This window comes from Flavobacterium sp. C3NV (genome assembly GCF_046825355.2).
In the GTDB taxonomy this organism is placed as follows: domain Bacteria; phylum Bacteroidota; class Bacteroidia; order Flavobacteriales; family Flavobacteriaceae; genus Flavobacterium.
The window spans coordinates 1-26,296 of the sequence record NZ_JBKQBJ020000018.1 but is presented as its reverse complement, the minus strand read 5'-3'; the positions used below and the strand labels follow the sequence as shown (position 1 = coordinate 26,296).

20 protein-coding genes are annotated in these 26,296 nt (G+C 34.0%); 1 reads left to right on the top strand and 19 read right to left on the bottom strand.

Going from position 1 to position 26,296, the window contains the following annotated elements; translation table 11 throughout:
• Positions 1-128 precede the first annotated feature (128 nt).
• A complete protein-coding gene (locus ACIDC4_RS21175) occupies positions 129-1,535 on the top strand; it encodes a DUF4403 family protein (RefSeq protein WP_412044617.1) in 1,407 nt (468 codons plus the stop codon).
• A 28-nt stretch (positions 1,536-1,563) separates the two neighbouring features.
• Here ACIDC4_RS21175 and ACIDC4_RS21170 read toward each other — a convergent pair whose 3' ends face one another.
• The 19 genes from ACIDC4_RS21170 to ACIDC4_RS21080 all read right to left on the bottom strand — a co-directional run.
• A complete protein-coding gene (locus ACIDC4_RS21170) occupies positions 1,564-1,857 on the bottom strand; it encodes a hypothetical protein (protein ID WP_230035200.1) in 294 nt (97 codons plus the stop codon).
• Positions 1,850-2,389, bottom strand: coding sequence for a DUF420 domain-containing protein (locus ACIDC4_RS21165; protein WP_230035199.1), 540 nt, complete (start codon positions 2,387-2,389; stop codon positions 1,850-1,852). The genes ACIDC4_RS21170 and ACIDC4_RS21165 overlap by 8 nt, the downstream gene beginning before the upstream one ends.
• 2 nt (positions 2,390-2,391) lie before the next feature.
• The gene (locus ACIDC4_RS21160) at positions 2,392-3,081 is read right to left on the bottom strand and encodes an SCO family protein (protein ID WP_412044616.1); all 690 of its coding nucleotides are present in this window, start codon (positions 3,079-3,081) and stop codon (positions 2,392-2,394) included.
• A 10-nt stretch (positions 3,082-3,091) separates the two neighbouring features.
• Positions 3,092-3,733: a hypothetical protein gene (locus tag ACIDC4_RS21155; RefSeq protein WP_121317159.1), complete on the bottom strand. Its 642-nt coding sequence runs from the start codon at positions 3,731-3,733 to the stop codon at positions 3,092-3,094.
• Positions 3,734-3,811: 78 nt separating this feature from the next.
• Complete coding sequence (locus ACIDC4_RS21150) at positions 3,812-4,162, bottom strand: cytochrome C oxidase subunit IV family protein (RefSeq protein WP_065452042.1); 351 nt, start codon at positions 4,160-4,162, stop codon at positions 3,812-3,814.
• An 18-nt stretch (positions 4,163-4,180) separates the two neighbouring features.
• Positions 4,181-5,164 (bottom strand): cytochrome c oxidase subunit 3, encoded by a 984-nt coding sequence (locus ACIDC4_RS21145; protein ID WP_412044615.1) that lies wholly within the window; start codon positions 5,162-5,164, stop codon positions 4,181-4,183.
• 42 nt (positions 5,165-5,206) lie between these two features.
• The gene (locus tag ACIDC4_RS21140; protein ID WP_412044695.1) at positions 5,207-5,794 is read right to left on the bottom strand and encodes a cytochrome c oxidase subunit 3; all 588 of its coding nucleotides are present in this window, start codon (positions 5,792-5,794) and stop codon (positions 5,207-5,209) included.
• Between the two features lie 8 nt (positions 5,795-5,802).
• Positions 5,803-6,705: a heme o synthase gene (gene cyoE, locus ACIDC4_RS21135; protein ID WP_412044614.1), complete on the bottom strand. Its 903-nt coding sequence runs from the start codon at positions 6,703-6,705 to the stop codon at positions 5,803-5,805.
• Positions 6,706-6,862: 157 nt separating this feature from the next.
• Positions 6,863-9,001, bottom strand: a complete 2,139-nt coding sequence (locus ACIDC4_RS21130; protein WP_412044613.1) for an energy transducer TonB — start codon at positions 8,999-9,001, stop codon at positions 6,863-6,865.
• The gene (gene deoC, locus ACIDC4_RS21125; protein WP_412044612.1) at positions 9,002-9,745 is read right to left on the bottom strand and encodes a deoxyribose-phosphate aldolase; all 744 of its coding nucleotides are present in this window, start codon (positions 9,743-9,745) and stop codon (positions 9,002-9,004) included.
• Positions 9,746-9,854: 109 nt separating this feature from the next.
• Complete coding sequence (locus ACIDC4_RS21120) at positions 9,855-10,238, bottom strand: VanZ family protein (protein WP_230035182.1); 384 nt, start codon at positions 10,236-10,238, stop codon at positions 9,855-9,857.
• Entirely contained in the window at positions 10,231-10,611 is a 381-nt protein-coding gene (gene gcvH, locus ACIDC4_RS21115) for a glycine cleavage system protein GcvH (RefSeq protein WP_056188370.1), read from the bottom strand. Before gcvH ends, ACIDC4_RS21120 begins: the two co-directional genes overlap by 8 nt.
• A gap of 87 nt (positions 10,612-10,698) precedes the next feature.
• Positions 10,699-17,913: a T9SS outer membrane translocon Sov/SprA gene (gene sov / locus ACIDC4_RS21110; protein ID WP_412044611.1), complete on the bottom strand. Its 7,215-nt coding sequence runs from the start codon at positions 17,911-17,913 to the stop codon at positions 10,699-10,701.
• 24 nt (positions 17,914-17,937) lie between these two features.
• Positions 17,938-18,519 (bottom strand): Holliday junction branch migration protein RuvA, encoded by a 582-nt coding sequence (gene ruvA, locus ACIDC4_RS21105; RefSeq protein ID WP_194618038.1) that lies wholly within the window; start codon positions 18,517-18,519, stop codon positions 17,938-17,940.
• Between the two features lie 77 nt (positions 18,520-18,596).
• Positions 18,597-20,888, bottom strand: coding sequence for an NADP-dependent malic enzyme (locus ACIDC4_RS21100; RefSeq protein ID WP_412044610.1), 2,292 nt, complete (start codon positions 20,886-20,888; stop codon positions 18,597-18,599).
• Positions 20,889-21,045: 157 nt separating this feature from the next.
• Positions 21,046-21,471: a CBS domain-containing protein gene (locus ACIDC4_RS21095; RefSeq protein WP_412044609.1), complete on the bottom strand. Its 426-nt coding sequence runs from the start codon at positions 21,469-21,471 to the stop codon at positions 21,046-21,048.
• A gap of 260 nt (positions 21,472-21,731) precedes the next feature.
• Positions 21,732-23,750, bottom strand: coding sequence for an OmpA family protein (locus tag ACIDC4_RS21090; RefSeq protein WP_412044608.1), 2,019 nt, complete (start codon positions 23,748-23,750; stop codon positions 21,732-21,734).
• A 14-nt stretch (positions 23,751-23,764) separates the two neighbouring features.
• The gene (locus ACIDC4_RS21085; protein WP_412044607.1) at positions 23,765-24,676 is read right to left on the bottom strand and encodes a PorP/SprF family type IX secretion system membrane protein; all 912 of its coding nucleotides are present in this window, start codon (positions 24,674-24,676) and stop codon (positions 23,765-23,767) included.
• A 52-nt stretch (positions 24,677-24,728) separates the two neighbouring features.
• The coding region (locus tag ACIDC4_RS21080; protein ID WP_488381164.1) for a T9SS type B sorting domain-containing protein at positions 24,729-26,296 on the bottom strand (1,568 nt) is incomplete at its 5' end.

Here is a 26,296-nt window from a genome sequence, read left to right as displayed (position 1 = left end):
ATGATAATGAAACGTTAATAATTCCGTTTAGCTATTACAATAAGACTCAATTCTATATCTATTGTTACACTTTTTTAAGATAATATAATTGTTTTCTTAATTTTGCATCACTTAAAAAAATCTTAAAGATGAAGTTTTTTTCAATTATTTCTTTGTTTACGGTACTTACCGTTGTTAGCAGCTGTTCGACAACTCAAAAGTTAGAAACACTAAAACCAGAACCGGATGATGCAAGTCCGTTAGTTTACGATGCAAATCCTTCGTTTATCAACTTACCCATCACGGTAAAACTGAGCGACATTCAAAACCAAACGAATACTTTATTGAATGGTTTAATTTACGAAGACAACAATATCGAAGATGATGATATCGAAATGAAGATCTGGAAACAGGCTCCCATAAAAATTCAGAACGATCCTGCAAACCCGAACAAAAAAATAAAAACAATTCTACCTCTAAAAGCCACCATCAAATACAGAATAGGCACAAAAAAACTTGGAGTAGAACTTTACGATGTTAGAGAATTTAATTTAAATGGCGTAATCACTTTATCCAGCGAAGTGGCTTTGACGAACTGGAAATTAAATACAAAAACCGAATTCAAATCTTTAGACTGGAACGAAAGCCCAACTATGATGGTATTTGGAAAAAGCATACCTATTACTTATTTAGTAAATCCTGCGATTTCTATTTTTAAATCGAAAATTGAAAAGAAAATTGATGAAGCGATCGAACAGTCAATGGATTTTAAACCAAATGTTTTAACAGCATTAGAAAAAATCTGTACGCCGTTCCAGATGAGTGATACTTATGAGAGCTGGCTAAGAATTGTTCCTATTGAAGTCTATTCTACCAATGCTAAACTTAAGAACGATTTGTTTTTACTAGATATGGGAATGAAGTGCAACATGGAAACTATTGTAGGAAAACAACCGGAGTCGAGATACAGTGCCAGTAAAATTGTATTGAAACCCGTAACAAAAATTCCAAATCAAATTTCAGCGAATATTGCAGCCATTTCTACTTATATGGATGCTTCAAAGATCATGACCAAAAATTTTGCAGGTCAGGAATTTGGTTCCGGCGGAAAAAAAATTACCGTAAAAAATGTTTCGATCTGGCACAAAAACGGCAAAATGGTTATTGCACTTGATGTTTTAGGATCAATAAACGGAACACTTTACTTAAATGGAGTTCCGCAATACAACCCTCAGACAAAAGAAATTTATTTTGAAAACCTTGATTATGTTTTAGACACCAAAAGCAAATTAATGAGAACCGCGAGCTGGTTGGGTCAAGGTTATATATTAAGAAAAATGGAAGAAAGCTGTCGTTACTCGATTCAGCCCAATTTAGAAGAAGGTAAAAAGACCATGGCCAATTATCTTAAAAACTATTCGCCAATGCCGGGTGTTTTCGTAAATGGAAAAATGGAAGACATTCAGTTTGATAAAATCCAGCTGACCAATCAGGCGATTATCGCTTTTATAAAAATAAACGGAACGGTAAATGTTTCTGTTGATGGATTGAAATAGAACAAAAATAAAAAAAGCAGAATAAAATTTATTCTGCTTTTTTTGCTTTCGATTTGTACATTCTATAAACAAGAACTCCAATTACAACAACCAATAAGTAAGGAATCACCATCAAATAAACGATTCCGTTATTTACAGCTTCAGCTTTTTTAGTATTCGAATCTCCCGCAAGTGCAGCGCGGCACATCGCACATTGAGCGTTAGCACTAAGAGAAAAGAAAATGGAGAATAGAACATAGAGGCATTTCGATAAAAAAGAACTCTTAAATTTGCCTTCTACTCTATTTTCTTTATTCTTTATTCTATTTTCTATTTTAAACATAATAAGGAGAAATCATTAAGTAAACCACTACACCTGTAATTGCAACATACAGCCAAAGTGGAAATGTTATTTTAGCTATTTTTCTGTGTCTGTCAAAGCGTTTTGCAAGAGCTCTTACATAAGTTATTAATACCAATGGTATAATTGCAATAGACAATAAGATATGTGTTACCAAAATAAAGAAATAAACATATCGTATTGCACCTTCCCCACCAAACTTGGTAGAATCAGCAGTCATATGATAAGCCACGTACATTACTAAAAATGCAACCGATAATGCAATAGCAAAAGTCATTAAACGCTCGTGAAGCTTTTGTTTTCCGTTTTTAATAGCAATTACTGCCCAAACCAAAACAATCGCTGTTATACCATTTGTTGTAGCATAAATAGGAGGTAAAAACGAAAGCGGCTCTACATTGACACCAAAATCTTTCAATTTAACTCCAAACAAAATAGCCACTACAACCGGAATAATAATTGAAACCGCAACAATAAGTTTGCTATACTTTTTTTCTAATGAATGATCTTCCATCTTTATTCTGCTAATAATATTTTAATATCTTCCTGAATATCTCTAACTCCTTTTTTATCCAGTCCGTCGTAATAGATATTTGGGTTGCCAAATTCATCTTTTCTGCAACGAATATTTCCATCTTTATCAATCAATGCAAATAAACCTGAATGTTCAAAACCACCGCTTACTTTTTCATTCTCGCCGGCATAAAGATTAAAACCTTTATTTGATAAGTCCATAATAGTAGCTTTATCGCCCGTTAGAAAATTCCAGTTCGAAGATTTTACGCCTAATAATTTTGCATGATCTTTTAAAACCTGTGGTGTATCATGATTAGGATCTATAGTGATCGAAACGATTCCGAAGTTTGGATTCCCAAAGAAAGTTTTCTCGATCTCCAACATGCTTAAATTCATCTTTGGACAAATTGAAGGACATGTAGTAAAGAAAAACTCCAGAACGTAAACTTTACCTTTATAAGTGTCATTTGAAACTTTACTATTATCCTGATTTGTTAATTCAAATTTAGGTGCCGGTCCAATTGTGATCAACTTCGCATCATCTTTAGAATTTTTTAATCCTACGTTATCTAAACGATTGCCTTTTACAACTTCGCCATTTGATATTCTGTCAACAATTTTAGGTACGGCATAAATTCCGAAAATTAAAATAATAAACGAAATTCCGATATATGATTTATTTTTAAACATGATATAAAGATTAAAGTTCTTTTGTTGCGTTGTGATTCTTTTTTAGAGCTGCACGATATTCATATAGAATAATTTTGAAATCGTCAAGCATTTCATTGCTCAACTCAGAAGGATGAAAAGTATTATACCCTTCCTTATATTCTTCTTTATCTTTTCGGCCTCTTAGATTTCGTTCTTTATCTACGATATAAACATTCGAAGTTCCAAGGTTTTGATCTAACTTTCCTTGCAGATGCAATTGATCATAATACACTTTAATCTCTTCAGGAGAAGCAAAAACAAAATGCCAGCCTGAAACGTCTGTAAAAGCTCCTAATGATTCTACAATTTTCTCCGCATCTTTTTCTGTCCCCAAAGGACAAACCACTACAAATTGCAAATCTTTGAAACCGTTGTAACGCTGATAAATTTTTTCGTTTAAATTAAAAAAGTTTCCTCTGTTTTTTAAAATCTCATTTCCTGAAAAACCAAGAATTGTAATTTTATTATCTAAGGTTACTTTTTCTCCTTTAAGGGATTTCCAATTACCAAAGTCGGCAATTTTAGGAGTTATTGTTGGAAGTTTAGTAAAGCTGTTTACACCTGAAGCAAAAAACAAATACGCTACAATTGGCAAAACAAAAAGAACAAAGAGAACTATATTTTTTTTCATTTTATTACCGGAAGTTATTGAGGTACAAAAATAAAAAAATCCCGATGTTATCGGGACTCTTTTCGAATTAATATCATGTTAAAAATTCCATTTAATGGTAGAATCTTTAAAAACCCCATAAATATAATGTCCTTCTGTCAACAGAATAAACAATAAATATAAAACTAGGAAAATAACTGGTGAAACAACTGACCATCTAAGGCTGCTTTTTTCACCTTCCATGTGCATAAATGCCCATACTATATAATATGCTTTGAAAATTGTAAGGATATAAAATATCCAGTTTAACAAATTCAAACCTAAAAAATGAGTAAATTCTAATGATGCTGGTTTAATAATACCAAGGATAACTTCTACTGTAGTTACTGCTGATAGTAATCCAAAAACAAACCAGATTCTTTTTGTATTTGATACGTGTTCGTGTGACATAATAATTAAAATCTAAAATTAAACTAAGTAGAAAACTGTAAATACAAATACCCAAACTAAATCGACAAAGTGCCAGTATAAACCAACTTTCTCTACCATTTCGTAGCTTCTTCTTTTTTCGTAAGTACCTAATAATACATTAAAGAAAATAATGATATTAATGATAATTCCAGAAATTACGTGGAAACCGTGGAATCCTGTAATGAAGAAAAAGAAATCAGCAAATAATTTACTTCCGTATTCGTTTCTTGTTAAGTTCGCTCCTTCTACAACATATTTTGCAGTAGCTAAACGCTCTTCAGATTCTGCTCTCGACAAAACTGTTTTTTTCTTTTGTGCTGTAAGGTGCTCTGTTCTGATTAATAATTCAGGGTGTGCTTTAAAACCAGCCTGAATATCCGCTACAGAATATGTTGGCACTGTTTCAGCACTTTCCATAAACCATGTTGATTTCGCTCTTGTAAGTGCTTCCGGTTGATTTGGCAATGTTACAGCAAAATCTGCAAGAGCTACTCTTTTACCATCTTTATCAACAAACTGCAATAAGCTTCCTCCTACTGTTTCTACTGCTCCGTACTCTCCTTTAATGAAGTTTTTCCATTCCCAGGCTTGAGAACCCACGAAGATAATACCTCCAATAATAGTTAAGAACATATAGATCGCAACTTTTGTTTTTTTCAATTGGTGACCTGCATCAACAGCCAAAACCATTGTTACAGATGAGAAAATCAAAATAAAAGTCATTAAGGCCACATAATACATTGGAGCCGTAACACCGTGCATAAATGGGAAGTGAGTAAACACTTCATCTGCCAAAGGCCAGGTTTCGATAAATTTAAATCGAGAAAAACCATATGCTGCTAAAAATCCTGAGAACGTCAAGGCATCTGATACGATAAAAAACCACATCATCATTTTACCATAACTTGCTCCTAATGGCTGGATCTCATGCCCGCCTCCCCAATTTTTTTCGTTGTTTGCAGTAGTAACTGTCGCTTCCATAAAAGATATTCGTTAAAAAGTTCCCAAATTTACGTTTTTTTCTTATTTAAAGAAATATAAAAATAAAAATAAATATACCCATAATAAATCCAAAAAGTGCCAATACATCGCACCTAGTTCTATACCAAGAGTTTGAGTCGAATTGTATTTTTGTTTAAAATGATTATAAATTATAATTAAAAGTGAAATCAAACCTCCAGCCAAGTGTAATAGGTGTGTTACAGTAACTACATAAAGAAAAGTTGTAGTAATTGAGCTACCTTCTCCAGTAAAATAATAACCGCTTTTTACGATTTGTCCAAAACCTACAAACTGTAAAACCACAAATAAAACTCCTAATGCCAATGTACCCAAAAGTAATGCTGTAGTTGCACTTCTATTATCTTTTTGAATGGCTTTCTTTGCCAGATAAAAAGTAACGCTACAACCAATAATTACTGCTGTACTATAATAAAATGCCGTTGGTAATTCAAAATTCTTCAACCAGTCGGCTCTGGATTTACTTACCACAAATGCGCTTGTAAGTCCGGCAAACATCATTGTCATGCTCACCATTGCAAATAACAAAATCAGTTTTGCTGACTTCGCTTTTCTTAATTGCTCTTCACCTGTTGTCATTGTCATTGTCATTTCCATAACTATCTTAAAAATTTATCTACTATAAATACTATTTGCAGTAACGAAATATACGAAACGCTCACCAGCATTAATGTTCTTGCCGCTTTTGCAGTTCGCAACTTGTACAAACGCACTGCATAAAACAACATCCATAAACCCAATAAAAACACTAATACTGCTGCAATTGGCGATATAAATAATTGTCCTGTAAATCCTAAAGAAGGCAGCAATGATGCTATAATAAGCCAAACTGTATATAAAATAATCTGCAAAGCTGTCTTTCTGTCTTTTCTGCCTGTTGGCAGCATAAATATTCCGGCCTTTTCATAATCTTCATATAAAAACCAGCCAATTGACCAAAAATGAGGGAACTGCCAGAAAAACTGAATTAAAAAAAGTGTTCCTGCCTCGATACCAAATTCTCCGGTTGCCGCAACCCAACCTAACATAAACGGAATTGCACCCGGAAAAGCGCCCACAAAAACCGATAACGAAGTTACTGTTTTTAAAGGTGTATAAACGCTTGTATATAAAAATATTGAAATCGCAGCAAACATTGCCGACTTTGCATTGATGGTATACAATAATGCAATACCAATAATGGTTAGCAAACTCGCTACAAACAAAGCCATTTTTGGTGACATACGCCCTGAAGGAACCGGACGATTTTTAGTACGATCCATTAACGAATCGATATCTTTTTCGATTACCTGATTAAAAGCATTAGAAGCTCCAACCATGCAATATCCACCAATCATCAAAACCAGTAAAACACTCCATTTAAAAGGATGTTCATCATTAACACCTAACAAATATCCAGCAATCGAAGAGAATAATACACTGATCGCTAAACCAGCCTTGGTAATCTCTTTGAAATCGTTAAATATTGATTTTATTGAAAATGTATTTTTAGTAGCGTTCAATACGGTATTTGTTTGTATGTTTTTTTTGAGTGGTGCAAATGTACAAATTAGATTGTAGAATACTGACCTATAAAATTAGATTTTTTTCAATAAAACCTTTACAGAATAAGGACTTGCAAATCTTTAACATAATTATTTCGAAAAATCTTATTAAAAACTAGTAATCAAAATACCAATTAAAGATATCTGAACGCAATCCGATAGTAAACCAGGTGGTACTTTGCTTAAAGGTAGTTGCAGTTTCTTGTGTTGGATCAAAATTTCTGTACAAAAAGCTTCCAAAAAACTTCAGATTTGTCATTGGGTTTACCACATAACCTCCCTGAATATCGGCAATAAAAACATTTGTTTTATTTCCCTGACCTACTTTTACACCTTTATCGTAAGGTCGGTCTACATCATAACTTTTATAAATATTTCCTCCGTAATTATAGCTGTCTTCGGCGGTATCAAAATCTAAACCGCGTTTCCCAACTGTAAATTTAGCATCAGCATAATAACGTCCTTTATGATAACGCCCAATTGCAACAAATTCCTCAAAGTTACCGCCCCATTGATGCCCGATACTTTGATTGTTATGTCCATAATTGGTAATTACAGCACTATGAGAATACACATACGGACGTACATGATTGTACTCTAATTGCAGCAATAAATCTTTTATCTTAAAAGCATTGAAGTATTTCGCCCCTAACTGATATCCAAATTTATTTTTCCAGCTGTTTTCTCCAGCCCCCATATCGCCTACTGAAAATTCATCGAGTAAAAACTGAGCATATAAATTCACATTATTGTTCCATTTGTATTTTCCTGACATTCCTAAAAGCGCATTTCCGCTTCTTGAAGATGATGAAAATTCTACTGAACGATAAAAAATAATCGGGTTCACGAAATTAATGTCAAAACCTCTGTTATTAGTATCTGTCCAGACTACAGATTCAAAAAATCCTAAATTTAGTTTGTTCGACACATTCCAGCTTAAATAATGATTCGCCATGAATTTTGTCGCGTAGGTTTTTTCTAATGTAACATCAGGACGAACATCCTTAAGCCACATATAAGTATTGGTATATTTTATTTTCCAGAAATTAGTATTAATTTTAAAATAAGGATATGGACTTGCACCATCACTTTCGAACAAAGAACGATATCCGTCTCCTATAAAGTTTCTTCCATATCCTAACTGAAAATCAAAAAACTTACTTGGAGCAAAAGTAATATTCGCTTCCGCTAAAGGAAAATCGTAAGCATCAGTTTTAAATCTTTTTGCAATTCCCATACCCGGAATAATGGCCGGATTTCCTCCTGAAGGTTTTAGTGTTTCGGCATAATCATTATAATAACCCGCAAATCGTCCCTGACTTTCAAAAACTGTTGTTGTAAAATTAAGCGTCTTTCCTAAACCTCCTCTAAAATTTAAGGCCCGTGTATTTACGTAAGTGTACGAAGCATCAATATCTGAAGCTTTACCCAATTGCAAATCAAGAATAGGATTTAATGCCAACCAATAATCTTCGCCCTGAATCTGAACCAGATTTTCGTTCCAGAATTTTCTTCCTAACCAGGTTGAAACATTTTTTTGAAGCGATTCGTTTACTGCTTTTAAGTTGTAATACTTAGAAACCTCAGCATAGGTATACGGTTTTGATGCAGTATGATTATTACTCCCCACCTGATTCATAGCGCCATCAAATTGTGCATAATAACTATGTGAGAAAGGTATATTCAAATGACTTTCGAATTCTGGATTATTGTATTTTTTATATACAATACTATCCAACTCTGTCATTGGTTTTTCGACCGGTTTTAAAATTTGGGCTGCCGCCAAAGCTTCTTCAGCAATTTGATCTGCGCTTTTTAATGGAATATCAATCGAAATGGTATATTTCGAATACGTTGGCTTTCCATTATAGGTTGATGGTTTTATTTTAGGAAATTTTCTAAAAACACGTTTTGCTTCTTCTGACAATGCATCATTTGCAGCATTCACATAAATCACTTTAAACTCTCCATTGGCATCTACTTCAAAAAGCACTTTTACTTCGCCTTTATAATTTGACTGTTTTAAATTTTCAGGAATTTCAAAGTTTTGAAAAACAAAATCCTGAACTTCTTTATAAAAACAATTCTCTAATTTTTTTGATTGTAAATTTTCACAATTTGCAAAAACAGGAAATTGTTCTGATGTAAAACCCTGCTTAATCGAAGAATTATTCTCTTGTGAAAAAACAGACAAGGCAAAGAATGTCAAAATAAAAGATAAGAAAATCTTATTTACGTAAATGTAGGTTTTCATTTAATATTGATTTGTGGTATTTTCTCCGTTTGCAATTGCTTTTGCTGCCGAAGTTCCGATACGTTTAACTCCTAAACGAATCATTTCTATCGCATCATCATAAGATCGAACTCCTCCGGCAGCTTTTACTGACAAAGGCGATGCATTTTCTAGCATTATTATAATAGTGGGAACTGTCGCTCCGTTTGGCAAATTATCCTGAGTTTCATAAAAACCGGTTGACGATTTTACAAAAACCGACGCATAATCATCTTCTTTAAAATGCGATATAACAACATTTTTTATCAAAGCTGAAAGCTGAATAATTTCTTTATCGCTTAAAGCTGCAACTTCAATAATCCATTTTACTGTTTTATTGTTTGCTAAACCAATTTGTGTCCCTATTAAGATTTCCTGTTTTACTAAATCAGTTTCTCCGTTTTTAAAAGCTTCATAATTGCAGACAAAATCAAGATCGTCTGCTCCGTCTTCGATGGCTTTATTAGCTTCTTTAATTTTAGTTTCCAGATTTTCTTTTCCTTCCGGAAAATCGATTACTGTCCCCACCAATAAAGTTGAATTGGCTTTCAAAATCATTTCCTTAGCCAAAACTACATGTTCAGGACGGATCATTATTAACTTAAAACCTTCAACAATCGCTTCCTGAATTGCATTCTTAACCACGATAGTATTTTCTGCTTCCGAAAGTCCGGCTTGCGAGGCAGTTTTTAAGTAGGTCGAATCTAAATATTGCTTAACATTCATGATGATATGGAATTGCGACAAAAATACATTTAAAATTCAGAAAAAAACACACTTTTTAGAGCTTGATTTTTTGGCAATAAAAAACCCACCGAAGTGGGTAATTATATTCTTATATTTTATCTATTTGCTTTTTAAAAGCTATTGCAGTAAAAACTCCAACTAGAGCTCCAAGTGCATTTGCTAAAACATCAGTTACGTCAGACGCTCTTGTGACTGTAAAAACACCTTGCAGGATTTCGATTGTAATTCCAAAAAAAACAGAAAATATAAACGAAATCAGATAAGCTTTATAATCATCAGGAGCTTTCCCTTTAAGTTCTTTTTTGAAGAACAAAATCCATGAGATTGTAAATCCAAAATGAAAACAAAAATGTACAATTTTATCTATACTTGGGAAACTTACAGCAGGAATATTACTTGAATCCGTTAAACAAAAATAAGTAATAATACCTGAGCATAATATTGCCCAGAGCAGCAGGAATTGTTTAGGCACCGATAAGTTGTTTGTAAGCTTCGTCAGATAATAATGAATCTATTTCTGATGCATCAGCAATTTTTATTTTAATCATCCATCCAGCTCCGTAAGGATCAGAGTTTACCGTTTCAGGTGCACTTTCCAGGCTGTCATTAAAAGCAATAATTTCTCCTGTTAAAGGTAAAAATAAATCAGATACTGTTTTTACAGCTTCAACTGTTCCAAAAACCTCATCTTTATCAAGTGTCTGATCTAAAGTTTCTACTTCAACATACACGATATCTCCTAACTCTTTTTGTGCAAAATGAGTAATTCCTACAGTTGCAACATCTCCTTCGATGCTAACCCATTCGTGATCTTTTGTGTACTTTAAATTTGCTGGTATGCTCATAATACTATGTTTGAAAATTGATAATTTAATAATTAAGCCACAAATGTAATAATCTTCTAATGAAATCCAGTTTAGAAACTAAAAAAATTAATTTCCGAAATTATATCGAAGTGTAAACCCTGATCTAATGTTCGTTAAAGGAAATGATGTCGAAATTACTGCTTTCGAGAACGAGTGATCGTAATAGAATATGGCCGTCAGATTTTTACTGAACGAATAATCTGCAGTAAGTTTCAATGCCCATATATTTTGTCCTGCCGCTAATTGATTGTTGTCATAATCTAAATAACGTACCAAAGTTTCATTTTTTCTAAGAGAAAAATCGGCTTTGATATTGATGTCACTTTTGATAATTCCGGTTGGACTGTCAGCCAGTCTTGAGGAGAAAATAACATCTTTAAAACGATATCCCATACCTACTATATATTCCATCCCTTTTACTTCCGTCAATAAATTATTATCAAAACTCATCGATAAAGCTCTGTCTTTTTTGATTTCGGTAAGTATTCTTAAAGAACTTTTCAACTCAAAATCTACTCTGATAAGCGGACTAAACTGCTCTACCAAATTGACATTTGACATGATGGTTTTATTAAAGAAATTGGTATTAACATCTTGCCCGTTCGGTTTTTCGGTATAATCAAAATTAGACCTGAACTGATTTATCGTATACGATGCACGGTAATTGTGCTGCAATGAAAAACGCTTAAACTTATCTTTAAAATATTTATAACGCATCAAACCGTTATATTTTATACTCCAGTTTGGAATAGGGAAATTTTTAAAAATACTGGTCGAACTATTTGAAGCATCTCCTCCTGAATAAGCAGCTAAAAATGCTGGCAGTAAAACAGCCTGATTACTTTTTGTATATCCTATTGGATACCCCAGATTGGACACATATATCTTATAATTCGCATCCGTTTCTGCCGGAACAGGATTATTGACATCTCCATATCTCGGAATTGCAGCTCCGGAACCATAACGTTCTTCTGCCAAACGGTTCGCAATAACCAAACGGTTGTCTCTAAAATCATCAAATGCTGAAGATTCAGTTGCACTACTTGTCGAGAATGCCGTTTTAATTAATACAGTCGAAATAGAGAACATACCATAAGTATAAGGAGATAAAGGCATGTATTGTCCATTTACAACGCTATATTGCTCAGATGTGTTTTCAGAATAAGCACGATCCATAGCCAAATCTACTTTTAAATCCGGCAGCAAATCAATATTTGCTGTAACTTTTAAAAGCTTATTGGTTACCTGAGTAAAACTTTGATTAAAATCCTGATAATCGGTTAGCCAGCCTCTTTTGGCAGCTTCGTAACGCACATCATCCTGACTTCCAAAGATAAATCCTAAAGTTGGTCTTGATGTACCAAAGAAACCTACACCCGGCGTATAACCCGGTAAAACAGTTCCGCTATTTTTAGTATAGTTAACCTGAATGTTTTTTATACTGGTCAAAATACCGATCATACCATCATAAAACGGACTGCTGCTTGTTACAGGTTTTGCTGTATTTACAATTTTCTCTCCCGGTTTTGGCGGTGCTGTTGGTTTAGGTTTTGCAGCTGATTTCGATCCTGGCGTTAAACCCAAATATTTATACAACGTATTCATGCTTAAAGTTGTGGTAAGCGTATTTGAATTCGCATTTTGAATTGTATTTCCTAAGTTATAAGTAGAGAATGATCCATCCGGATTTTGCTCTTCATATTCAGAAAATGCAGTCGACGAACGCTGCCAGTTATAATCGGCCGTATACGAATAAGATGCTTTTACAAAACTAAAAACCGGAATTTTATTAATCGGAATTTCATAATTCAGCACTAATTGTTGTAAGTGTTGATTTGGAGTTCCAATATCCAGATAATCGTCCCAAATATTAAAATCTTCTTTTGGGGTATTATCATCATTCAAAAAGTTTCGTACGATATTATTTGATGCAGCGGTATAATTTATTTTTAATGATTTTGTCAAATTATAACCAAACCCATATTGATAATTAAATGCAAAGTTTCTTCTGTACAACGGATCAAGACCAATTCCCTGCACTTCGACTTCTCTAAACTGCTGACGGTTACTTTGTCTTAAAATATTGGTATTAAAAGTAATATTAGAAGGAAGGTAATTAAAATTAAAATCACTTAACAGTTTCCAATACTCGCTTTTTTTCATGAAGCTGGTTTTCTTAAAAGGAACTACTTCTTTAGGCTGAAAAGTATAGGCATAGTTTACAGCCGTATTCGATTGCTCGTCAAGATAACTTTCTACTTCATAATCATGACGCTCTACCTGATTGTATGATTGCGAGAAGGTAAAATTCTCAACATCATAAACATGCGGTTTTTGTTCCGGCGCTCTGTCTTTTCTTACTCCTATAAAATTGATACTTCTGCGTTTTGTGTAATCAACTGCACGGGTTCTGATATTTTCTCTTTCTGCGGCATCAGTAGTTTCCCTTAATAACTGATCCAGCTTTATATCCTGATTAAACGGATCATATTCAGGCGTAATTACCTCTTCACCAATAGCATAATTAAACGGAAGGTTTATTCCCCATTTTGGAGGTAATAATTTCCCTAAATTGATATTGGTCACAATATTATATTGCTGAATATCTTCACGATCTCTTTCGTTTGCACCTTGTTCTAAAGATCCAAAACCAATCGTACTCTTTTTACCAGTAGCAGAAACTGTTGCAAAGTCGGCCATATTGGTATCAATATTCAATATTGCAGCCATACCTCCTTTGTTTTCCAGATCAGCTAAACGAAGTTCATTAAACCATACTTCTCCTTTTAGTCCTTTATGATCTGTTTTACTTTTTACACCGACCATTAAATTTCGAACCAAACCAAAGTTAGGATTTCCTTTTATACCCAATGTAAGCTTTCCATCTCCATCTCCGCCTGCAACATCCGGGTCATTATCAGGATAATAAATCCCATTAATATCTCTTTTCCCTGAATTGATATCAATAGTCATGGCTTTAATTTTCATTTTGGTCAACAAGTCAAGCGCCAAATCAATATTATTATCTTCAAGCCATACCTGATCAGGATTAATAGCACAAGAACCTCCGGTTCTGGTTACTTTTAATGGAATTTCGACCTGATAAAAGTTTTGCGTAAAGTCATTTCCAAAACGAATGAAACCAATCATTTCATCATCTTCCAAAGTATTTTCGTTTGGTAAAGATTCAGCATGTAAAAACATTTTTAATTTTTTGTACTGACGCATGTCAACACTTACATTTTTAAATACTGCTCTCGAATCCTGATATTGTAAACCTGCTCCACCAATACGCAATGCCAGTGCTTGTTCGTTTTGATTAATGATAGTATTGTTGTTGTATAACTGCTCTCTCTGAACTCCCGGAGGAACCACATAATTTACAGGACATTTTGTGCTGTTTTCCTGAATATTAACTGCCGAAACATCAAACTCAGTACCATCATTTGTTGGGTCAGTATCATTTGCGTCTAGTGATCCTGTATATCTTCTCCACTCTCCTCTTACTAAATCTAACGCTCCAAAACGAACGGTCATCTGGCTGCTAAAACCAGTCATAAACATACGCATGAATCGCACAGATCTGAAATCTGTAATATTACCAATTGTATTTTGAGGCTGAGCAACCGGAATTTTAAACTGAATCCATCTTGCTGTAGTTGTAGAACCGTTTGGTAATTCGATATTACTTACATCACGGATATCTGTAATATAATTTTGCCCTACTTGCATTCCGGGCTTCAAATCGATACTATATTCGTAATAAGCATTAATCGTGCTCATGGTATTGTCACGGTTAATATCCTCAACATCCGGTAAGGTAGTCGATCCTCTATTTGGATCATCAATACTTACTGCCGAGTTACCTTCAGTTCCGTTATAATTTTTATAACGATCAAGAACGCCTCCCTGAGTATTTAAATAATAGGTATAATCATCGGCCGCCGGATCCGCTTCTCCTGCATAATTATTATAAACCTCACCCTCTCTTGAACTTGGCAAACCATCTAAACCTACATCCTGATTTCTACGATTTTCAGCATTGGTATCAAACGCATAAATTAATGATTGTGATGCCGGAACATCTCCCCAAAGCGGTCTCGGATTTACCATTATCTGACCTGGTCCTAAACCATTCTCATATTGTTTTCTTCCGTCTTTTAATACGTCTTCAGAAATTTCACCTAAGTTAAAATAAATTTTACCTGAATTACTGGCTGGTGCTTCTGCATTTCCAACATACGGATCTAAAACCCAAAACTGAATATACTCGACATTTCCCTGCTCAAAATTGGTCGAATTTAAGGCACGCATAATACCTCCAAAATTTGAACTTGCAGGGCTTGTAGCAAAATTTGGATTGTTATTATAAGGTCCTCTATCTGATGGATAATAGGTTAAATCAAGTGTATTGATTACCTGAATTTGTCCCTGAGCAATATCTGTATTTGGATACAATTCTTTGCTATAAACCCTTCTTGTTGTATTTAATGACAAATCATCATTTGAGATACCTGATGGTTTTGAAGAATAAAAAATAGGATCAATGGTGTACCAGGATAATTTTGCACGTTTAAAACCGTAATCTAAAGCGTTTGAACTTGCATTGAAGGTATTGTCGTTTATAGAGTTTACAAATGGCGTCGAAGCTAAACTCCATGCATAAGCAGAACGCATATCGATGGTAGATTGCGAGCCTTCGAAATCATCAACATATATTGTTGCTTCACCTTCAAAATCACTTGCTTTTGGCGCATCAGGTCTTAAAAAAGCAACTTCTCCTCTTATCGAAAGATTCGAAGGAACATCAGTATCAATATTTGGTAGTTTATTTACTAATCGGGTTAAAAAAGGAACTTCGGTTGAATAATTTCCATTAAATCCAAAAATAGTATTGTTTACAGATTCCTGACCATAACTCGATTTTTGAGTGAATGGCTTTTCTGTCATTTTTAAAAAGGTTCCGCCAATAACAAAATTTTCTGAAATTTTATGTTCGATATTGAATCCCATAAATCTTCGGGTTTGTTGTCCGAAAATTGAATTGTTCTCTAACGAAACTTCAATTGGTGTATTCGAGGCCTGAAGCGAAGGATCTAATATCTGAACACGGCCTAATTGATAATCGACACTGTAATCGATACCTTCTACCAGTCTTCGTCCGGCAGCCATTACGACAACAGAACCCTGAGGAACGTTGAATGCTCCAATTGGAATACCATTGCTTCCTGATGATTTGTATTTTCCTCTTAAAAGGAATTTATTTTTATCACTATCCTGTAAAGCTCCTGACTGTGTGTTTTTATACATGTTTCTAAACACGTATTTCTGTTGATTTGCGTTGTATGTAGTAGGATCATTATAACTTTCGCCAGATCCTGAATTTTGCAATTTTTTAAATATAAGTTCTCCAAACGGCTCTTTGGTGGTAAAAATAATTCGTCCGTTTTGTACGTCTACTGTTACGCCTGGTATATAATCGAAGAAACCATCTCCACCGGTTTGCGGATCGTTATTATAGTTTAATCGATCTAAGTTGAATACATTTAATAAAGGCGTTTGATCGACTTTGTTATCTGCTGTTGGGTTTGTTGGAAAAGAACTTCCCTGAACCGGTGTTATATAATTTATAGGGGAAGGATCTGTATAAAGGATGTTTAACCTAAAGTCATCTTGCTTGATTTGGTAAGCCTGAGGAATTTGATACACGTTTTTCATCATCAGGTTCCAAACCGGATTTTGAACATTTGTCAAATTACTTTTCAGCATTTTTAAAACCAAACTTTGTGTAATAATAGCCTGATTAGCGTTGTTGTTTCCTGTTACTACAGTTCCATCAACTCCATCACTACCAAATTCCCCTACCTGATACACTTTGCCTCCTATAGTATACTCAAATGCTACGGCAAGGATCTCATCATTTGCTAATCGCTGTTGTAAGGAGATATATCCTAATTGTGCATTAAAGGTAAATTCGTTTGTTGTAAGCTTTCTGGCATTTTCAAGTACAGAATAATCTGTAGCTTCGCTGGTATTAGCGTTATTGAATCCGGATTTTGCTGTTACAATTTCTCTAATATTCGAATTTAAAAAAGCTCCTGGCTGACCAATTGTCGCCGGATCGTATTTGTTATTTCTATTATCTGTTGGTGAATCTATAGGATTATTAAAAAAGCCCGTTGTAGGAGTCACTACAACAATTTCATTATCAGGAATACCGGTCATTTGCCCTTCACCTAAATCCTGAAGTGCTATAATATTTCTTAAGTTATTGTTGTTGGTGCTTACTCTGTTTTGTTTATTGGTCACCCAAACCTCTATTCTTGTAATCTGAACACGGCTGTCTATGAATGGATATTTAACTAATGAAGCGTCGTATTTGTTTCTAAAATATTGTGATAAAAAAAAGTGCCTGTCATTATCGTAATCTAAAGCATATAAATCAAAGTTTTGTACTGTTCCGCCACCTTCTGCAACTATACTCTTTGTTTGCGACTTCTGTTCTGAGAAAACACCTGTTACTGTTGTCTTACCAAATTGCAGCTGAGCCTTAACCCCAAACAAACTTTGAGCACCACGAATCAGTGTACTATTTAGCGGCATACTAACGTTACCAACTTCTACTTTTTGGATAATATCATCTTCATCTGGTGTATAGGCCAGTTTGAAAAGGTTTTGAAAAGCAAATGTAGACTGGGTATCATAGTTGGCATTTACCTCTAATCTGGTTCCTACTTTCCCCATTAAACTCATACTTATTCGCTGATCAAAATCGAACGTAAGGCTTGATCTGTTTCTTGGAGAAAAAGAAGGGTTATCTTGTTTGGTATATCGAACACCAAGGTCCATTTCTACTGATCCTGTTGGCTTTACATCGATTGTATTACTACCAAAGACACTTTCGAAAAGACTGGAATTAATATAATATCGGGGTAATAAATCTTTTTTGGCAGCGTCACTTCCGGCTTTTTTGCCATCAATTGCATCTGCTTTTTTTCTGAAATACTCTCTTCTGGATTCTTTAAGAACTAAGTTTTCGTATTCTTGAGGAGTTAATATAATTGGGTAATTAATTGAAAAGCCATCAACTGAGTTGGTATAAATATAACGATCTGTAACAGGATCATATTTATAGGCAGAAATTACGCTTGGCGGATCTTGCAGCTCTACTTTCCCAACAGAGAATTGAGTTTTCGTTGTATCTTTAACCGCTGGATTTACTTGCGCACGCAAAACATTACCGCAAGACAAAAACAGTAAAAGAATACAAATTTTACGCATACAATTCGTTTATATAAATTGAGTTTAAAGGCTTTTTAACGCTTTCTTAATGATTGTTTCTACAGTAGCTTCCGGATCTTCTTTTACAATTTTCTCCACTACTTTTTCGGAAGTTTTCCTAACAAAACCTAAAACTTCCAAAGCAGATAACGCTTCATCTCGATTTGTATTGTTTTGAACTACCGAAACTTCATCTAAATCGTACAACTTTAACACTTTTTCCTTTAAATCAAGGATAACTCTTTGTGCTGTTTTGTTTCCAATACCTTTTATTGACTGTATTGTACCCACATCTCCAGAGGCAATTGCGTTAATAATTTGTCTTGGCTCAATTGAAGATAACATTGTTCTTGCAATATTGGCTCCAATTCCCGAAACAGACAATAACATTCTGAATATTTCTCTTTCTGATTTCTCTACAAAACCAAATAAAGTATGCGCATCTTCTTTGATTTGAAGATGCGTATACAGTTTTATATTTTCTACATTAGGAATTAATGAAAAGGTATGTAAGGATATATTTACCTGATACCCAACACCTCCACAATCGATTACGACTTCGGTAGGATTTTTCTCAACTAACTTCCCTTGTAAATGTGCTATCATAGTATAATTTCTTAGGGTCAAATATAATAAAAATGCAATAAAAATACGACAATATTATTCGATCCTTATTATTTATACTATTTCGCTAATTTATTTTTTTTATTTTCTTTTTCCTGAGCGTCAATAACCGCAATTGCTGCCATATTCACCATCTCTTCGACACTTGCTCCTAATTGAAAAATGTGAACCGGCTTGCCCATTCCCATCATAATTGGTCCAATTGAGTTTACTTTGTACAACTCTTTTAGCAATTTATAAGTAATATTAGCCGATTCTAAGTTAGGAAAAATCAAGGTATTTACTTTTTTACCCGCCAATTTAGAGAAAGGAAATTTCTCTGCAAGCATTTCCTGATTTAAAGCAAAATCTGCCTGAATTTCTCCATCAACGATCAAATCGGGATGATTTTTATGTAAATAGGCTACTGCTTCTCTCACTTTTGAAGCACTCTGACTTGTAGACGAACCAAAGTTTGAGAATGAAACCATTGCAATAACAGGTTCTACGCCAAACATTTTAGCTGTTTTTGCAGTCATAATAGCGATATTAATTAAATCCTCTGCTGATGGATCGATATTAATGGCTGTATCTGATAAAAACATTGGCCCACGAGAAGTCAACATCATATTTGCAGTTGCAACAAGAGAAGCTCCTTGTGCTTTATCAATTAGTTGTAACATTGGTTTTACAACACTTGGATAACTTCTTGTATGACCCGTTACCAAAGCATCTGCTTCACCTTCATTTACCATCATTGCTGCAAAATAGTTTCTTTCGCGCATGAACTTCTGAGAGTCAAGTAGTGAAACACCTCTTCTTTCTCTTGTTGTCCAGTATGAATTTGCAAATCTGTTTCTTCTTGCTTCTTCTTCGTTTGTTTTAGGGTCAATGATCTCTAATTCAGCATCAAAACCTAATTCAGCTTTAAGTTCTAAGATCACTTCTTTGTTTCCTAATAAAATTGGAAAACCAATTCCGTCCTCATAAACAATCTGAGCTGCTTTTAAAACATTTAATTGATCTGCCTCTGCAAAAACGATTCTCTTAGGATCCATTTTAGCACGATTCGTAATCAAACGAACCATTTTATTATCATTACCCATACGTTCGCGAAGCACATCTTCATAAGCTGCCCAGTCTGTAATAGGATTTTTCGCCACTCCAGATTCCATCGCTGCTTTTGCAACAGCAGGTGCGACAATAGTAATCAATCTTGGATCAAATGGCTTAGGAATAATATAGTCTCTTCCAAAACCTAGTTTTGTTGCGCCATAAGCCACATTTACCTGCTCCGGAACTGGTTCTTTTGCTAATATTGCTAATGCTTTTACAGCGGCCATTTTCATGGCTTCGTTAATTTTAGTAGCTCTGACATCCAAAGCTCCTCTAAAGATATATGGAAAACCTAAAACGTTATTTACCTGGTTAGGAAAGTCTGAACGTCCTGTAGCCATAATAACATCTTTACGAGTTTCTGTAGCTAAATTATAATCGATTTCCGGATTTGGATTTGCCATTGCAAAAACAATCGGACTGTCTTTCATTGTCAATAACATTTCCGGCGTCAGAATATCTCCTGATGATAATCCGATGAAAACGTCTGCACCTTTTACGGCTTCGGCCAACTCAACTTTAGGACCGTTTACAGCATATTTTAACTGCAATTCTGATAGTGAAGGATTGTCTTTTGTTAAAAGTCCTTTACTATTAAACATTTTAATGTTCTCTACTTTTACGCCCAGTAAAACATATAAATCAGTACAAGCAATCGCTGCCGAACCTGCGCCCGAAACTACCACTTTTACATCTTCTGCTTTTTTACCTGCAAGCTCAAGTGCATTGATCAAAGCTGCAGAAGAGATAATTGCCGTACCGTGCTGATCATCGTGCATTACAGGAATATCCAATTCTTCTACCAGTCTTCTTTCGATTTCGAAAGATTCCGGTGCTTTGATATCTTCAAGATTAATTCCTCCAAAAGTTGGGGCAATATTTTTTACGGTCTGAATAAATTCTTCGATATCTTTTGTTCCGATTTCAATATCAAAAACATCAATATCAGAGAATATTTTAAACAACAAACCTTTTCCTTCCATTACTGGTTTAGAAGCTTCCGGGCCAATATCCCCAAGTCCTAAAACAGCTGTACCGTTTGAGATCACGGCAACTAAATTTCCTTTTGCTGTATATTTGTAAACGTCGTCTACGTTTGCTGCAATTTCTAAACATGGTTCTGCAACTCCTGGCGAATAAGCCAAAGACAAGTCTCTTTGGGTTGCGTATTTTTTTGTTGGAACTACCTGAATTTTTCCTGGAGTTGGTTCTGAGTGATACAGTAACGCTTCTCTTCTTTTACTCTCTTTGTTCATTATTTTTAGCTTTTATTCTAGCTTACAAAGATATAAGTCTTGGTTTAAAATGGCGTATTTTTAAAGTTTTCTTTTCTTAAAATAACATTTAGAGACACCAAAAAAATAGTCCACTATTGTTTGGACTATTTAATAAAGCTTGTTTTTTGAATTTCTACTACTGAGAAATATAAGAGTTTAAGTGGTTTATAGTATCTTTTTGAATTTCTATAATTGCTTTCACAACGTCACTAATAGAAATTATTCCTACTACAATTCCGTCTTCCAAAACGGGCAAATGGCGGATTCTTTTAGTACTCATTAATTCCATACAATTTTCTAAATTATCTGAAAGTTTAACCGAAAAAACGTTGCTCTCCATAATTTCATGAACAAAAGTCTCTTTTGATGACTTGTCTTTCAAAACAATTTTTCGAGCATAATCCCTTTCAGACAATATTCCTTTTAAATCGGTGTCATCGATAATCAGAATGGCACCTATGTTTTTCTCTCCCATCACTTTTAAGGCTTCATAAACCGTTGTTGTTGAAAGAACCGAATAAACATTTTTTCCTTTTGCGTTTAGTATTTGATTTACAGTCATATCTGAAAAATTTTAGATCTATAAAGTTAGAAAAAAATGAACACACACAACAACGAAATCGATTTTTTAAAACTTAACCAATTCATTTTAAACATAATAAGTTAAATTTTAAATTAAAGAAATTTTACTTTAAAAAAATGAATGAATTTTAATACTATTTTGCGAAAAACGCAGTTTATCAGGTAATTATAGATTTATTCTAAATAAAAAAGGTCTTTTCTAAAGTTAGAAAAGACCTTTTTTATTTTTTTATGAATTAATTACAAATTAGTAATAATAAATTCGCTTCGTCTGTTTTGTTGATGCTGTTGTTCTGTACATTTAACACCATCTGCACATTTATTGACTAATTGTGTTTCTCCAAATCCTTTTGCTGATAATCTATTACCATCAATTCCTTTACTAATTAACCAGTTTTTAGTCGATTGCGCTCGTTTCTCTGATAAAATCATATTACTGGAATCTGATTGTCGACTATCTGTATGCGAACGAATATCTAAAGCTAATGTTGGGTATTGTTTTAATACATCTACAATTTTCTGCAATTGAGGTTCTGATGTTTTTCTGATTGTAGCTTTGCCTAAATCGAAAAAATTCATTGGGATATTAAGTATTTTTGCTAAATCTGTTCCAACCGCAATAGGTTTCATTTTTACTGATTTAACAGATACTGTTTTGATCATTATAGTTTTCGCCACTAACGGAATCGATTTCTTTTCTATTGAAATTGGTAAAATCGTTTTTCCATTTTCTTTTTTAATCGACAATGGAATTTCTTTTATTTCATAATCCGTTTTTGATGTCTTTATAAAATATTTTTTTCCACATTTTACCTTCGAGAAAACATAGTTTCCTCTTTCATCTGTAACAACTTGCTGAGCATTTTGTCTGGTTTCATCAAAGAAAATTAAAGTTACATTAGAAAGAATTTCATTTGTTTCTGAGTCTGTCACAGTACCTGATAACTCTTGTTCGCAAATTAGTCTTTTGGTTTCAGTAAATCGATAAACATCATCTAAACCGTTGCCCGTAACTCTGTTTGAAGAGAAAAATCCATTTCTTTTTTTACTATCAATTACAAAAGCAAAATCGTCTTGTTTACTATTTACAGGTTCCCCAACGTTTTGAACTTCATCAAAAGTTTGATCTTCCTGAATTTTTGAAACAAAAACATCAAGTCCCCCTAAACCCGGACGTCCGTCTGAAGCAAAATAAAGTTCATTTTCTTCTGAAATAAATGGGAATGTTTCTCTTCCCTCTGTATTGATAGAAGGACCTAAATTTACTGGACTTCCATAAGTACCATTTCCGTTAATACTTACTTTATACAAATCAGATTGCCCTAATGTTCCCGGCATATCTGAAGCAAAATACAACGTTTTTTCATCCACACTCAATGCAGGATGTGCAGTGCTGTATTGATCACTATTGAAAGGAAGTTCTTTTATATTTTTCCATTTACCATCTATTAATTCTGAGCTGTATAATTTGAGCAGCGTTACCTGTTTGTCGTTTGCTCCTCTTTTTCCGTCTGTAAAATTATTTCGGGTAAAATACATGGTTCTGCCATCTTTTGTAAAAATGGGTGTTGATTCATTATATTTTCCATTTTCTTTGCTTCTAAATTTTTTTGGTTCGCTAACATTACCGTCGGGCATTAATTCGACGATGTATAATCTGGAAAATGATTTATTGGTCCATTTAAAATTATTTTTAGCAACCCCTCCCGTATCCCGAGCCGAAGTAAAAACGAGTTTATTATCATAAACAGCACTTCCATAATCAGAATAAGAAGAATTCATTCCGGCATCAGCAATATCAAATCGCCCCGAATTAAATTTTATATCTTCTAAATAATTTTTATCGTTTCTGATTAAATCTGCTCTTTTTTCTGAAGTTGCTTTTTCATTAAATTTTGCTAAAACTTCATCTGCTCTATGATAGTTTCCAACGGACTTAAAACATTGGGCATATCTGTATAAGTACTCCGGTTCCTGAACTTTGTTTACTTTAAACAATTGGTCATACCACTTTAAGGCGTCCCTTAGTTCACCAATAAAATAATATGAATTTCCTAATCGTCTTAATATTTTTTCATCTGTCGTACCTTTATAAATAAGTTCTTCATAACCTTTTATGGCATCGACATACGCGTACTCTTCATAATTTTTATCTGCGGAGTACTTTATTTCTTCGGAAGTTGGTACGGGTGCTTGCGCATTTATTTTGAAGAAAAAACATAAAAATAAAACGGTCAGTTTTAGACTTTTAATTCTCATAGTTAGGTGTTTAATTAGAAGAATCTTGGAGATATCATTTTATTATAATTATTAAAGAACTCAAAACGAAGGAAAATTTCATGTGATCCTGAATTGTACTTTCTTAAATTGGTAGTTTCATGATCATAACCGTATCCTATATACAAACCGTCTGTTACCTGAAAACCTGCCATTGCACTTACTGATGCGCTCCAACGGTATGCAAGACCCACTACAAATTTATCATTGAACATAAAATTACCTGAAACATCAACCTGTAAAGGTGCTCCCTGAACCATTTTTGTTAATAACGCCGGCTTGAATTTTATATATTCTAAACGATCTAAATTAAATACATAACCTGCCATGAAGTAGTAGTTTATTTTATCTTTGAAAATTGCGGTGTCATCATTATCGTATCTTTTGGTTTCGATAAAATTAGGCACAGACAATCCTACATATGCTTTATCTGAATGCCAATAAACACCTGCTCCTATATTAGGTGTAATTTTATTATCTAAATTTTGAAATTGAAGATCCCCCTGAGTTTCAGGATCTAATTTATTCATATCTAAATTAAAAAGATTCGCTGTGGCTTTTATACCAAAGGAAAGTTTATAGGTTTCAGATGTTGGAACTGTATAAGACAAATCTGCTGATAACGTATTTTCGTTAGTTGGGCCAATTTTATCGTTTACTAAAGAAACTCCTAATCCTAAATTACTATTATTTAATGGTGTATTTACAGAGAAAGTACTGGTTTCAGGCGCTCCATCAAGCCCAACCCATTGTGTACGATACAATCCGAAAACACTTAACGCCCCGCGGGAACCTGCATATGCGGGATTTATCGCAATAGTATTGTACATGTATTGTGTATACTGAGAATCTTGCTGCGCTGAACACACAACCGTGAAAAACATGAAAATTAAAATTATCTTTTTCATTTAAAAAGGCTTTAAAAACGACCTGAATAATCATCAGGCCGCTTATATTTTTTTACTTGTTGATATATAAATAACCTGAAAGCTCATGCGGATTCGAGCCGCTGTCTTTGTATTTCAGAATATAGAAATAGGTTCCTACTGGCAATCCTTCAGATTGTTTTACGGTTGTACGTCCTTCAGAGAAACCTTTAAAAGCACGGTCGTCATTGTTGTAATTATTGATATCATACACCAAAACACCCCAACGATTATAAATTTCTACGGTATTGTCAGGATAACACTCTAAACCTCGAATATAAAATCTGCTATTTATATCATCTCCGTTTGGAGAGAATGCGTTAAAGACTTTTATTACGCAACCATTTAAGCCTAATACTGTAGGTTTGTCTCCCGTTTCGTTTTCATCATCTGACAAATCATCAACAACAACTCCTTTTGCACTTCGTGCCTGAACACTTGCCTGATTGCTTACACTTCCTTTATTGATATCGCTTTGTGTAATTTTGTAAGTAGCCGTAAAATTATGTTCGTCGGATTCGTTTACATTTAAATTAATCGCTTGTCCTGAAACCACTACACCCGGCAATGGATCTGAGATCATAACCCCCGTTAATGGAACATTACCGGTATTGGTTACTTTAAATTTATAAGTAATTGTTTCTCCTGCATTAGCAAATCCGCTACCGTTTTCATCATTAAATACTGCTGTTTTTATGATTGCAATAGAAGGAACTTCTACAAAAATGCTCAATATTGCCGAAGCACAATTGGTTGGATTCGATTTTTCGCAAACCTGATATGTTAATGAATAACTTCCGCCAGGTGTATTTGGTTTCACACTTACAGTTCCATCTGAATTGAATTCAAAATATGGATTTGGTGTATTTGAAAGTATAATCTCTAAAGGATTTACCGGTAAACCTTTTATTAAATCATTATCTAAAACATTGATAAACTCAAGAGCGCCATTTATTCCGTCAACATTTACTACACCATCATTATTAGCAATGATTTGTATTAATGGTGTTATTGGCGGATTATTCACTACTGAAATTTTCGCAATTGCCTGACTACAATTAGTAGTTGGATTTAAAGCTTCACAAATTTGATATGTTAATTCATAAGTTCCTGTTGCCGTTCCCGGTTTTACTTCGATAGTACCATCTGCTTTTAAAATCAAATTAGGATTTGGAACAACAGTTGTTAAAATAAGATCTGCAGGATTAACCTTTGATCCGTTTAAGGTATCATTATCAAATATACTTGTTGTTGAGCTTTGTCCTTTACTACTATCTACAGTTCCTGCATTATCGTTATTTGCTTGTAAAGCTGCTGGTTTTACCGTAACTTCTATCTTATTTGAACTGCAATTTCCTGGGTTTAAAACTTCGCAGATTTCATACGTTAATTCGTAATTTCCTGCTGGTGCATTCGCCCCTAAAACTGCGTTTCCGTTAGCATCGATTGTCAGGTATCCTTTTGGATCTGTTCCCGGAGTCAGTTTTACATCCGATGGATTTAGTTTTGTTCCGTTTTTGGTATCATTATCAAAAACATTGATAAGGGTTTGAGATGTATTTCCGCCCACCACTGATCCTGCTGAATCTAAATTAGCAACTA